This is a genomic window from Kribbella sp. NBC_00382 (assembly GCF_036067295.1).
Taxonomy (GTDB): domain Bacteria; phylum Actinomycetota; class Actinomycetes; order Propionibacteriales; family Kribbellaceae; genus Kribbella.
In genome coordinates, this window is sequence record NZ_CP107954.1 from 7,699,701 (window position 1) to 7,711,747 (window position 12,047).

At 67.8% G+C, this 12,047-nt stretch carries 10 protein-coding genes; 9 read left to right on the plus strand and 1 reads right to left on the minus strand.

What is annotated here, in order from left to right:
- Window positions 1-15 precede the first annotated feature (15 nt).
- The 3 genes from OHA70_RS36160 (at window position 16) to OHA70_RS36170 (ending at window position 4,255) form a co-directional block, all read left to right on the plus strand.
- A complete protein-coding gene (locus OHA70_RS36160; RefSeq protein WP_328325699.1) occupies window positions 16-660 on the plus strand; it encodes a hypothetical protein in 645 nt (214 codons plus the stop codon).
- Between the two features lie 281 nt (window positions 661-941).
- A complete protein-coding gene (locus OHA70_RS36165) occupies window positions 942-1,226 on the plus strand; it encodes a hypothetical protein (protein WP_328325701.1) in 285 nt (94 codons plus the stop codon).
- 62 nt (window positions 1,227-1,288) lie between these two features.
- Window positions 1,289-4,255, plus strand: a complete 2,967-nt coding sequence (locus tag OHA70_RS36170; protein ID WP_328325703.1) for an AfsR/SARP family transcriptional regulator — start codon at window positions 1,289-1,291, stop codon at window positions 4,253-4,255.
- A 19-nt stretch (window positions 4,256-4,274) separates the two neighbouring features.
- Here the strand turns inward: OHA70_RS36170 and OHA70_RS36175 are convergent, their stop codons facing one another.
- The gene (locus tag OHA70_RS36175; RefSeq protein WP_328325705.1) at window positions 4,275-4,763 is read right to left on the minus strand and encodes a DUF427 domain-containing protein; all 489 of its coding nucleotides are present in this window, start codon (window positions 4,761-4,763) and stop codon (window positions 4,275-4,277) included.
- 404 nt (window positions 4,764-5,167) lie between these two features.
- Between OHA70_RS36175 and OHA70_RS36180 the strand changes: the two genes are divergently transcribed.
- The 6 genes from OHA70_RS36180 (at window position 5,168) to OHA70_RS36205 (ending at window position 12,031) form a co-directional block, all read left to right on the plus strand.
- The gene (locus OHA70_RS36180; protein ID WP_328325707.1) at window positions 5,168-6,043 is read left to right on the plus strand and encodes a universal stress protein; all 876 of its coding nucleotides are present in this window, start codon (window positions 5,168-5,170) and stop codon (window positions 6,041-6,043) included.
- A 43-nt stretch (window positions 6,044-6,086) separates the two neighbouring features.
- The gene (locus OHA70_RS36185; protein WP_328325709.1) at window positions 6,087-8,630 is read left to right on the plus strand and encodes a cation-translocating P-type ATPase; all 2,544 of its coding nucleotides are present in this window, start codon (window positions 6,087-6,089) and stop codon (window positions 8,628-8,630) included.
- A gap of 202 nt (window positions 8,631-8,832) precedes the next feature.
- Complete coding sequence (locus tag OHA70_RS36190) at window positions 8,833-9,621, plus strand: universal stress protein (protein ID WP_328325711.1); 789 nt, start codon at window positions 8,833-8,835, stop codon at window positions 9,619-9,621.
- A 55-nt stretch (window positions 9,622-9,676) separates the two neighbouring features.
- Window positions 9,677-10,438, plus strand: coding sequence for a hypothetical protein (locus OHA70_RS36195; protein ID WP_328325713.1), 762 nt, complete (start codon window positions 9,677-9,679; stop codon window positions 10,436-10,438).
- Window positions 10,435-11,184, plus strand: coding sequence for an ABC transporter ATP-binding protein (locus tag OHA70_RS36200; protein ID WP_328325715.1), 750 nt, complete (start codon window positions 10,435-10,437; stop codon window positions 11,182-11,184). The genes OHA70_RS36195 and OHA70_RS36200 overlap by 4 nt, the downstream gene beginning before the upstream one ends.
- 349 nt (window positions 11,185-11,533) lie before the next feature.
- Entirely contained in the window at window positions 11,534-12,031 is a 498-nt protein-coding gene (locus OHA70_RS36205; RefSeq protein ID WP_328325717.1) for a hypothetical protein, read from the plus strand.
- Window positions 12,032-12,047 lie beyond the last annotated feature (16 nt).

Here is a 12,047-nt window from a genome sequence, read left to right on the forward strand (position 1 = left end):
ACCTAGGCTCGGCGGATGCGATGGCTTCGGACGGTACTGGCGGTGGTGCCGGCGCTGGCTCTCGCCGGCGCGGGTTTGTCACATCCCCACTTCCTCACCCTCGAGAGCGCAGCGTCCTGGCAGCATCTCCATCTCCTGCTCCTCCCGGTCTTCCCTCTGCTGGCTGTGGGCTTCCTACTGCCGCTGTGGCGGCGGCCGGGAATCGACGTGGCGGGGTTCGCCACTGTGACAGCGTGGGTCGGAGCCTTCGTCTACGCGACCTTCTACACGGGACTGGACCTGGTCGCCGGCCTGGCCGCCGGGACGGTTGCGCGAAACACCCACTCAGCGGCAGATCTCGGCGCCGCGGTCCAGCCACTCTTCGAGGTCGGCGACCGGCTCGGACACATCGGCGTCTACGGTTTCGCGATCGCTGCAGCAGCCATGTCCGTGGTCTTGTTCCTGCGGCACGGCGTAGCGGCGCTTGCTGTCGCGGTCGTCCTGCTGAGCGCGAGCTACTCGTTCCTGGACAGCCACATCTTCTCACCCCGAGGCGTTTACACCATGGTGGCGTTCGCGGCCGGGTTCGGCCTCGCCGCCTGGATCTCCGCGCCGACGGCCAATTCGATGCCCCGAGCAACTACTACCACAGGGCAAAAAGGTGAACCTACCTGCGGGTGAGGATCAAATACCGGTCGATCGCGACTGTCCGTGACCATCCGAGATATCTGGAAGCCGCCGCCGGCGTCAACGGCGGAATCAACACCAGCGCCAAGAGCAACTGACCCCGCCCGATGACGGGGCGCTGACGTTTTGCTGACTTGCCGCTGACCTGGGAGCGGGTGCACGCCTGCCGGTGGTGACAGTGCTTGGCAGCAACAGGACACCGGGTGGACACCGAGCCCTGTCCGCCGAGGCTGACGGCTGTCCATGCAATTTGCCGGAGCTAAGGAAGTCGAATCATGCGAAAGTTTCTGATGGCAACGATGGCCTCCGCGACGATGGGAGCAGCGCTGCTGGCCGGCGGCGCGGGGGCGGCCTCGGCCGCACCGGTGCCCAGCACCCAGGTCGCGACGGTTCAGGCGTCCCCGGACACCGTCAACGCCTACGAGTACTACACGTGGTACTGGACCCAGCCGAACTGCGAGAACGCCGGCGCGGCCCTCCAGGTCCGGGGCGTGATCTCGAACTACTACTGCCAGCAGAGCGGCTACACGACCTGGTACCTGTACGTGCAGTACCGCTGATCTGACAGCGGTCCGGGGCAGCCCCTCCAGCCCCGGACCGCTGCCTCAGGCACACTGCACGGGTGACCGTGTCAGTGCGTATCGAGCTACTGGGACCGTTCCGGGTCCTGGTGGACGGGATCGCTGTCGGTGCGGGACACCGGCAACGGGCACTGCTGGCAGTACTGGCCCTGCGGGCGAACCAGGTCTGCTCCCGCGAAGACCTGCTCGACGCGGTCTGGTCCGACGACTTACCGGCCAGCGGGCTGAAGGTGCTGCCACCCAACATCTATCGGGTGCGGCAACTGCTCGGTGGTGGCGACGAGCTCATCGAGGGAACCGCCAACGGCTATCTCCTGCGGGTACCGCCGGTAGTCCTCGACGTGGACGAGTTTTTCTCGGCCGCGAAGACGGCAGAGCAAAGGCGGGTCGAAGGTGACGCCGCCGGCGCCCGGTCCGCCTACCGGACAGCATCGAGGCTGGTCCGTGGCGAGCCGCTGACCGGCCTGACCGGCCCATATCTGATCGCGCAGCGCCGGCGGCTGACAGCAAGCTTGGACCAGGTCCTCGGAGACCGGATCGACCTCGACCTGGAACTGGGCCGCAGCGCGGAACTGGTGCCCGACCTCGTCGCCGCGGTCGACGAGCGACCACTGGACGAGCGGCTCGCTGGGCAACTGATGTCCGCGCTTGCCGGGTCCGGCCGCCGGGCTGATGCACTCGAGGTCTACCTGCGGACGCGATCCAGGATGGTCGACGAGCTCGGCGTGGAGCCCGGCAAACAGTTGCAAGTCATCCAGCAACGAATCCTCCACGACAACCAGGCTCCCCCACCGAGCGAGCTCCCGTACGCCGGACTGCCGCTGATCGGCCGGGTTTCCGCGCTGACCGCGCTCATCTGGGCCCTCGATCGCCCACAGCCCGGCGCACCGATCGTCGCCACGGTCGACGGAATGCCCGGCGTCGGTAAGACGGCGCTTGCTGTCGCGGTCGCTCGACGGGTCGCTTCGAGGTACCCCGACGGTGTCTTCTTCCTCGATCTGCGCGGCCACGCGAAGGACCGGCGCCCGCTGGACACCAATGCCGCGCTGACCCAGCTCCTCGCCATGGCCGGTGTCTCGCCCGAGCAGCTGCCGCCGACCCTCGACCAGCAAATCGCGCTGTGGCGTTCGGAGATCGCCGGAAAGCGACTGTTGATCGTGTTGGACAACGCGCGCGACAGTAGGTCGGTGGAGCCGCTGCTACCCGGCTCGGCCACCTGCGCGGTGGTCATCACGTCCCGGCAGCAGCTGACCGGTCTCGCGGTCGCGGAGCGGATCGCGCTCGATCCGCTCGCCCCGGCCGAGGCGATCGCCTTGCTGAGTGAGGTCGCAGGCGCCGAACGAGTGGCCGGTGAGCCAGGCCCGGCCGCGGAGCTGGTCGAGTACTGCGGGCGGTTGCCGCTCGCGATCAGGATCCTCGGTGCCCGGCTGCGCCAGCGCCCGGAGTGGACCGTTGAGCACCTGGGTCAACGGCTCAGGGAAGGTGACCGGCTGACGGAGCTCGGCACAGAGGACGACGGCGTACTGAGCACGTTCGAGCTGTCCTATCGGGAACTCGTGCCGGACCAGCAGCGGATGTTCCAGCTGCTGAGTCGAGTCCCCGGCCACGATGTGGACGCCTACGGTGGCGCCGCCCTCGCCGCTGTGACACCAGAAGCGGCCGAGCTGACCCTGGAGGCACTGGTCGACGCGAGCCTGCTCCTAGAACCCAAGGCCGGTCGCTACCAGCTGCACGACCTGCTACTCGAGTACTCCGGCAGCGTGGCCCCGGCAGACGAGGACGGCGCCACAGAACGCCTACTGGAGTACTACCTCCAAGCCAGCGACCACCCGCTGTCCAGGATCGCCGGGATGGCCTATGTCGACCTGACCGGCCGTGAACCGGTGGCGCTGCCCGAGCTGGGCTCAACGGCGAAGTCGAAGGCCTGGGGCGATGCGGAGGCGACCAACCTGTTCGCTGCGGTCCGGGCGGCAGCAACGGACAAGCGCGACGAACACTGCTACCTACTGGCGCTGAGCTCCGCGAGGTACCTGCATCTGCGCGGCTGGATCCGGGAGCGCGACGAGCTTCTTCAGCTGGGACTGGAGGCCAGCAGACGAGCAGGCGACCGGGTATCCGAGGCTCGGGTGCTCAACGCGCTGGCCCGCTTGGGCAAACCGCAGCACGGCACTGCTCGCAGCGTGGAGTACCTGCGGCTGGCCCTCGAATGTCTGCCTGCCGACAGCGACCCGGCCCTGCGGATCCAGTTGCTCAGCGGTCTCGGCAACTGCCTGAGCACGATCGATCCGCTGGGCGAGGCGATGACGTGCCTGCAGGAGTCGCTCGCCTTGGCCCGCGAATTGGCCGACGCGCGGGTACTGACCCGCAGCCTCTCCATGATCGCCATGCATCACGCCGGCCTGCTCGACTTCGGCCCAGCCCTCGGGTACTACGACGAGGCCCTCGCGATCCTCAACCGGCTCGGCGATCGATCCACCCAGCCTGACCTGCTGAGCGGCCGGGCCGGCGCCTGCATCGACCTGGGCCGGCTCGACGAAGCGGTCGAGTCCGCCCAGGCCGCGATAGCGCTGGCCGACGAGCTCGGGACGGCGTACAGCCTTCCTTATGCGCTGGGCCACCTCGGTCGGGCATACCGCCTACTCGGCCGGCCCGACGATGCAGTGCGCACCCACCGTCAAGCAGTCGACTCAGCGCTCAGTACCAACTCCCGGGGCGCCGAGCAGGTTGGCCGCCTTCACCTCGGCCACAGTCTGGTCGCCGCTGGTCGCCATCACGAGGCCAACGAGCAGTTCGGCCAAGTACTACGAACCGCCCGGGCCAACACCGACACCTTCCTGCAGGCCCGCGCGATGGAGGGTCTCGGCACCCTGGCTGAAGCGGCTGGTGACCCTGCCACGGCTGCGGAGTACCTGCGGAATGCGGTCGGTCTGCTCGAGACGCTCCACCCTCCTTATGCCGCGCGGGTCCATAAGCAGTTGGAGCAAGTGCTCAGCGAGCGGCCGAGCTGAGGGATCTCGAACGCCGGGCTCACCAGAAGTTCGTACCGGGCGAACCTTTGAACGGTCCGACGACGCGGGACGTCACCCAGCCGCCATAGAAGTTTCCTGGCTGAGGCGCCACCTCCTCGCCGTTGACCGTGCAGCGGTCCATCGCTGCGGGGTACAAGGCGATGTGATCCTGCAGTACGGCGTACTGGGGTGTGGGCTCCGGGTACCACCAGGCCTGGCGTTCCGCGACTCTGCCGCCGCCGATCAGATCCAGGTAGGAGGCCATCCCCTTCCACTCGCAGTACGACAATCCACTCGCCACCCGCAGGCTGCCGGGTGCGAAGGCCGAACGCGGCAAGTAGTAGGTCGGCGGGTGGCTCGTCTCCAAGATCCGCCATGACTGCGAGGTCTCGGCGATGACCTGCCCCCCGAGCATCACGACGATCTTCTCCGAGGACAGGTCGAGCGCCGGCGGCCGCGGATAGTCCCAGACCGACTCCTGACCAGGTCCAGGCTGAACTTTGTCCATGACTGTCATTCCGTTCTGATCTACATCTCGGCTGCAGCTCCATTGAGCCTAGAACCTTATGGGCCGCGGGCACTCGGCGCCGGGACCTTTGGCCCTGTCCACAACTCCATGCCGACGTGGAGAGTGGAAGTGCAACGTCGACCTGTTCGCAGGTGTTGCCACAACCGAGGCGTGAGGTAGAACGCTTGCCCGACAAGGAGACGAGACCAATGCCCCCGTCCGATGCGGTCCATGCGATCGGATTCGCCCTCTGGATGCTCCTGGCCGAGAGCCAGCCCTGACCGACCTGACCCGCGCGATTCACACCCTGTCCGAAGAGATCCACCACACCGTGGTCGTAACACCGCGCAGGGCGTCGTGATGAGTGGGAACACCGTTCACTGCCAATCTCCTGAGGAGCTCTTATGTCGTTGAAGAAACTCGATCCGATCGTCGTCGGCTATGACGGCTCTGGCGGCAGCCGCGCCGCACTGCGGTGGGCAACTGCACAGGCAGTCGGGCAACTGTCGCCGCTGCGCATCGTGGAAGTGTCCGAGCCCATCCCGATCGGCTACCCCAGCGCTGACTCGGTGTCGGCCACCGAGGTGCGCCACCTGCAGGAAAGGGGGCTGGATGCACTCACCGACAGCATCCGTCTGCAGCACCCGGAGCTCAGTGTGGTCAGCGTTCTGGTCGACGGATCAGCTGCCTCGAGCTTGATCGACGAGTCCATCCACGCTCGCCTCAGCGTCCTGGGGACGCGCGGCCACGGCGGCTGGACCGACGTCCTGCTCGGCTCGGTCGCCAACCAGGTCAGCATGCACTCGGCCGGCACGGTGGTGGTGGTTCCGGCAGCGTCGCGTCCCCGACTCCAGGACAGGCCGACGATCGTCGTCGGTGTCGATGGCTCGAAGACCTCCGCGAAGGCGATCGACTTCGCCTTCGCCCAGGCCGAGGCACGTCGTGCGCGGGTGGTTGTCGTCAACGTCACTCCGCACCCAGCGCCTACCTTCACGGGCGGTCTCGGGCTGCTCGTCTTCGACCCGGTCGACATCGCGAACGAGGACCGGTTGCTGGTCTCGGAGTCACTGGCCGGCACCGAGACCGACTACCCCGACGTCGAGTTCGACGTGCGTCTGATGAGCGGCCACCCCGCCCAGGCCCTGGTCCTCGCAGCCGAGGACGCGGAGCTGCTGGTGGTCGGATCCCGAGGCCGCGACGGCTTCGCCAGCCTGCTGCTGGGCTCAGTCAGCCTCAGCGTCCTCCACCACGCCAAATGCCCGGTCGCGATCGTCCGCTGATCGCTGTCGCAGCCCTATCCCCAGACCAGCAGGAGCATCGCGAATGACACTCGATGTCAAGGCCCACGACGGGTTGTCCGACGCGGCAGCTGCCAGCAGGCTGACCGAACACGGCCCCAACTCGATCGCCCAGCCGACGCCACCCGGCGTACTGCCGCGGGTGCTCGGGCAGTTGCGCGACCCGATGATCCTGATCCTGCTCGGCGCCGCGGCATTGACCGCCACCCTGCGGGACTTCACCGATCTGACCGTCATCCTCCTGGTCGTCACCCTCAACACCACCGTCGGCGTGATCCAGGAGTTGCGGGCCGAGAAAGCTCTGTCCGCCCTGCGTCAGCTCGCAGCACCGCAGGCACGCGTCATCCGGTCGGGCCGCACGCTGGTACTTGCCGCAGCCGACGTCGTCCCGGGCGACATTGCACTGCTCGAGGCCGGCGACGTCGTACCGGCCGACCTTCAGTTGGCGACCGCCTCCCGGCTCCAGGCCGACGAAGCGGCGCTGACCGGCGAGTCGGTGCCGGTCGAGAAGGAGCTCCGCGAAGACCTCGTGGTCGAGATGTCAGCCGGAACGGTGGTCACCCGTGGCAGGGGAAGCGGCATCGTCACCCGGACGGGACCGGACAGCGCGCTGGGACAGATCGCGGCCTTGCTGTCTGCCCAGCGACCACGACCGACGCCGTTGCAACGACGGCTCCGATCGCTCAGCCGAACGCTGACGATCACCGCTCTCGCCCTGTCGGCACTGGTCGCAGTGTCCGGTCTGCTCCGCGGCAGGTCGGTCAGCGAGATGCTCGTGACCGCCGTCAGCCTGACAGTGGCAGCCGTACCCGAATCGTTGCCGGCCGTCGTGATGCTCGCTCTCGCCCTCGGAGCTCACCGGATGGCCAAGAAGTCCGCCGTCGTCCGGAGCCTGCCCGCAGTCGAGACCCTCGGCGCCGTCACCGTGATCGCCGCCGACAAGACCGGCACCATGACCGAAGGTGTCATGCTGGCCGAGCGGTTGTGGACCGAGACCGGTCACTCTGTTGCCCACGGCCACGGCTACTCGCCGGACGGCTCCATCGACCCGGTCGACCACGGGCCTGACTCTTCGACGGCGCGGCTGCTCCGCGACATCGTGCTGTGCAACGACGCCAACCTGCGCCCGCCCGATGCCGACCACGACGGCTGGCTGCCGCTCGGGGATCCGACCGAGGCGGCCCTGGTGACCTTGGCTGCCAAGGGTGGGGTGGCGGCAACAGCCCATCGCGCAGCGCATCCCCGAACGGCCGAGATCCCCTTCGACAGCATCCGGAAGCGCATGACCACCATCCATCAGGTGCCAGGGCGGGATCGCTTCCTGGTCGTCTGCAAGGGAGCTCCGGACGTACTACTCGACGGCCACATCATCGAGTACGGCGACCTCGACGCTGCCCGTGCCGTGGCGGCCGGCCTCGCCAAGCAGGGGCTTCGGGTACTGGCCGTGGCCGATCGCGAAGAGCAGGTCGAGATCGATCTTGCCACCGCGGAGTCAGGTCTTCACCTGGCCGGGCTGATCGCGATCACCGATCCAGTGCGCCACAACGCAGCGGAGGTCGTCGCCGCGTTCGGTAAGGCCGGCGTCAACCTGCTGCTGATCACCGGAGACGCTCCCGAAACGGCCCGCGCCGTTGCCGACCGAATCGGGCTCGACCCTGGCGACCACGTCGTCACAGGTACAGACATCGACGACGGCCTCGATCCCGGACCTGCCTCCCAGGCATGTGTCTATGCCCGGATCCGGCCAGAACAGAAGCTGGACATCGTCCGCGCCTGGCAAGCCGAGGGCCAGGTGGTCGCGATGACCGGTGACGGCGTGAACGACGCTCCTGCGTTGAGGCGAGCCGATATCGGGGTCGCGATGGGCAAGGACGGCACCGAGGTCGCCCGGCAGGCTGCCGACCTGGTTCTGACCAACGACGACCTCGGCACGGTCGTCGCCGCGATCGAGGAAGGCCGCCGCATCCACGGGAACGTTCGTACCTTCCTGCGCTACGCGCTCAGTGGCGGCGTCGCCGAGGTCGTCGTGATGCTCGTGGGTCCGCTGCTGGGGCTGGCCGTGCCGCTGCTGCCCGCGCAGATCCTGTGGATCAACATGCTCACCCACGGCCTGCCAGGAGTCGCCCTGGGTGCGGAGCCGGCCGATCCGAAAGCGATGAGCCGCGGACCGCGGGCCCCGGACGAGCACGTGCTAGGTGGTGGCCTGTGGCAACGAATTGCCTGGACCGGAGCGCTCATCTCGCTGGTCGCGATCGCCGCCGGCGTCTGGGCCGAGCGGACCGGCGGACCCTGGCAGACGATGACGTTCATCGTCCTCGGCCTGGCTCAGCTCGGCGTCGCGATGGCCCTGCGGCGGCCGAGGACACCTGGCACGAGCCGGGTCCGGTTCCTCGACATCGCTGTGGCCGGTGCAGGGATCGCCCAACTCCTGCCGTTGGTCTTCGCTCCGCTCCGAGAACTGCTCGGGCTGGAGTCGCTGACACTCACTCAACTCGGTGTCGCCCTCGCCGTCGCAGCCGTCCCCGGGCTTGTCGTCCGGGCCCTACGCCGGTTCCGTACTCGCGGCTGACCGTTCGGTGCCTAAAGACCCTTCGGCTGGGGACTGATGCCCGGTGCGGTGCTCCGCCCCCGGGTCCAGGCTGAGGGTGTCCTGCTCCAATGATCGGAGTCACCGTGCATCAACTACTGGAAGAGCCCCTCGCGGACGCCGAACTGCGATGGGACGCCACACTCGGTGATCCCTCGTGACGGCCGTTCGGCGGCAGTCCGTGGTGGTTGGAATCGATGGCTCCGAGGCCTCCGAGGTTGCTCTTGGCTGGGCCGCGACGGAGGCCGCCTCGAAGCAGGTACCGCTCCGACTGGTGCACGCCTTCGTCTGGCCACAGTTCGGGGTGCCGCTCGGTCCCGGCCCGTTCGCGCCGGGGCTCCGTGCAGGAGCCCAGCAGATCGCTGACACCGCCACCGAGCTTGCTCACAAGCTCGAACCCGACGTGACCGTCGAGACGGCCATCGTCGACGGCTTCGCCTTCCCGGTGCTGGGCGAGCAATCCCGTGACGCCAGTCTGGTTGTCGTCGGCAGCCGAGGGTTGGGACCAGCGCTCAGCGTCCTTGCCGGCTCCGTCTGCGTCGACCTCGCGGCCTACGCCCACTGCCCGGTTGTTGTCGTCCGTCCAGACCGGGACGCTCCAGCCGGCGATACGGTCGTCGTCGGCTATGACGGATCCCCTGCCTCCATCGCGGCGTTCCACTTCGGTCGCGACTATGCCCGCCGACACAGACTGGGCATCCGCTTGATCACCGTACGGTCCCCCGGCACCAGCCACCACGCCGCGCTGTCTTCAGAACTCGTCTCACCCGCCAACTCGGCACCAGACGACCCGCCGATCAAGGTCGACCGGGTCGTCGGGCACCCCGCCGAACAGCTGCTCCGTCTGTCAGCCGACGCGCAGCTCGTAGTCGTCGGATCCCGGGGCCGGGGCGGATTCACCGGCCTACTCCTCGGCTCGGTCAGCCAAGCCGTGCTGCATCACGCCGATTGCCCGGTAGCGGTAGTCCGCTGAACACCGGCTGCGCTCCCAGCGCCGTCGCACCAACCAGGTACCGGAAGAGACGGTCATGACGATCCAGCACACCCAGTCAGGCCCACAGCACGCTCCGACCAAACGCGGTGCTTGGACCGGCCGCACGATCACCAGCCTCATCTTCGGGATCTTGATCCTCGCCGCAGGCATCATCGCAGTGCCGACTGGAGCAACGGGCCTCTGGATCGACCAGACCGCCCGCGACTCGCAAGGTTTCCTCGCGACCAAGAGCACCCATCTGTCGACCGCGACGTACGGCACCAGATCGGAGTCCGGTCTGCTCCGCCTCGATGCCCCGGACCGGTTCATCGCCAAGATCCTCGGCCAGGTCCGGATCCAGAGCACCACGACCGGTCCTGATGTGTTGTTCGTCGGCATCGCGGACTCCGACGATGTGACGGCCTATCTCGCACCCATCGAACACACCATTGCCTCGGACTCAGGCGGCGGTTCCACCGGTACGGCGTACAGCCAGCACGACGGCGCCGCCCCGACCTCGCTACCCGCCGAGCTGACAATCTGGGCGGCGAGCGCCACCGGCACCGGTCAGCAGTCCGCCACGTGGCAGATCGGCGCCGGCGACTGGACCGTGGTCATGATGAACGCCGACGGCACCCGCCCCGTCGAGGGTGACCTCGCGGTCGCCGCCACGCTGCCTTGGCTGAACACCTTCTCCACCTGGCTCCTCATCGCCGGCCTCCTGTTCCTCATCGGCGGCTCAGCCCTGATCCTCGTCCCGATCCGCCGATCCCGACTGGCCCCCAAAGCAGTCAACACCCCACAGAGAGATCAATGATGCCCACCGACGCAGTTGCCCAGGCCTTCGGGCTGAGCAAGACCTATGGAGTCGGTACTGCGGCAGTGACCGCTCTCGATGACGTCACCGTGGAGTTCGCGCGGGGGCAGCTGACCGCGATCATGGGGCCGTCCGGATCCGGCAAGTCGACGCTCATGCACTGTATGGCGGCACTCGACACACCGACCTCAGGGCGCGTGGTGATCGACGGAGTCGACATCAGCCACCTCAAGGACAAGGTGTTGACGACGTTGCGCCGTGATCGGCTGGGATTCGTCTTCCAGGCCTACAACCTGATTCCGACCCTGACCGCACGCGAGAACATCACCCTCCCGCTCGACATCGCCGGAACCAAGGTCGACGCTGCGTGGTTCGACACCGTGGTCGACACGCTCGGCATTCGCGATCGGCTCTCGCACCGGCCGGACGAACTATCCGGTGGGCAGCAGCAGCGCGTGGCCTGTGCCCGGGCACTGGTGAATCGGCCGGCCCTCGTCTTCGCCGACGAGCCCACCGGAAACCTGGACTCGCGGGCCAGCGCAGAGATCCTCGCGTTCCTGCGCAAGTCGGTCGACGATTTCGGCCAGAGCATCGTCATGGTCACCCACGACCCGTCCGCCGCGACGTACGCGGACCGCGTCGTGTTCCTCGCGGACGGCCGGATCGTGGACGAGCTGTTCGCCCCGACCATGCAGTCCGTCCTCGACCGGACCCAGGACCTCGCGTCCACCGGAGTCGGTGTCTGACGTGCTCCGGGTAACTCTCCGAGGTCTGCAAGGTCACCTTGTCCGACTCCTGCTCACCGCGACCCTGCGGCCCGCGCAGCTTCAGGACATCCGCCACACCAGCCCAGTAGGACTTTCGTCGCCTCCGGACAGGCCGTTCACCCTTGGCGACGCGACCGACCCTGCGGTTGCACTTGAAGCTGCAGCGACGCCCAGCGAGAGGTGCATCGCCCTGTTGCAGTCGTACGTGCCGGAGACGCCCACCGGTGAGGGAATTTCGGGTACTGGGTGCCACGGACAACTGACAGCGAAGGTCGGGAGTATGCGAATGGCAAATCTGTTGCCATTAGCAAGTGACTTGAAGCGGCCTGTGCCGCGGTCTTCGCGGCGCAGGCCGGCGACCGTCTGGGGCTGGCTGCGCCGCGTCGTCGGGCTGCTGGTGATGGTCGCGCTGGTGGACTACCTCGTCCTGCCCCGGATGGCCGGCACCGAGCAGTCTCTGCGGCTGCTCCGGGAAGTAGACCCCTGGTGGGTGGTAGCAGGCGGAGGCGCCACCGCCACGGCCCTGCGCTACCGGCTACTCGTCTCCGGCGGCGCAGCACCGGCCGACGTCACCGCGGCGGCCGGGGCACTTCATTTCCTCATCAACAGGCTTCCGGGCGCCTGGCGACCGCGTATCCGGGCGGTCGCCACGCAATTGCACGAGCTGCTCGAGGCTCCCGGCGTACGGCGGTCCTTCCCGCTCTGGGCCGCGATGAACTGGCTGCCGATCCAGGTCGCCGGTCTTTGCTATCTCTCGCTGCGTGCCCCGGGCTGGCTCGAGAGAGTCACCGCGCAGGGGAATCGTCCTTCGTCATCCGGGACCTAAGACTCTGCTCCCTGTG

Bases quoted from the DNA above. Each gene is read 5' to 3' on its own strand.
- OHA70_RS36200 (WP_328325715.1), top strand. From the start codon at position 10,435: ATGATGCCCACCGACGCAGTTGCCCAGGCCTTCGGGCTGAGCAAGACC.
- OHA70_RS36175 (WP_328325705.1), bottom strand. From the start codon at position 4,763: ATGGACAAAGTTCAGCCTGGACCTGGTCAGGAGTCGGTCTGGGACTAT.
- OHA70_RS36185 (WP_328325709.1), top strand. From the start codon at position 6,087: ATGACACTCGATGTCAAGGCCCACGACGGGTTGTCCGACGCGGCAGCT.
- OHA70_RS36195 (WP_328325713.1), top strand. From the start codon at position 9,677: ATGACGATCCAGCACACCCAGTCAGGCCCACAGCACGCTCCGACCAAA.
- OHA70_RS36165 (WP_328325701.1), top strand. From the start codon at position 942: ATGCGAAAGTTTCTGATGGCAACGATGGCCTCCGCGACGATGGGAGCA.
- OHA70_RS36160 (WP_328325699.1), top strand. From the start codon at position 16: ATGCGATGGCTTCGGACGGTACTGGCGGTGGTGCCGGCGCTGGCTCTC.
- OHA70_RS36180 (WP_328325707.1), top strand. From the start codon at position 5,168: ATGTCGTTGAAGAAACTCGATCCGATCGTCGTCGGCTATGACGGCTCT.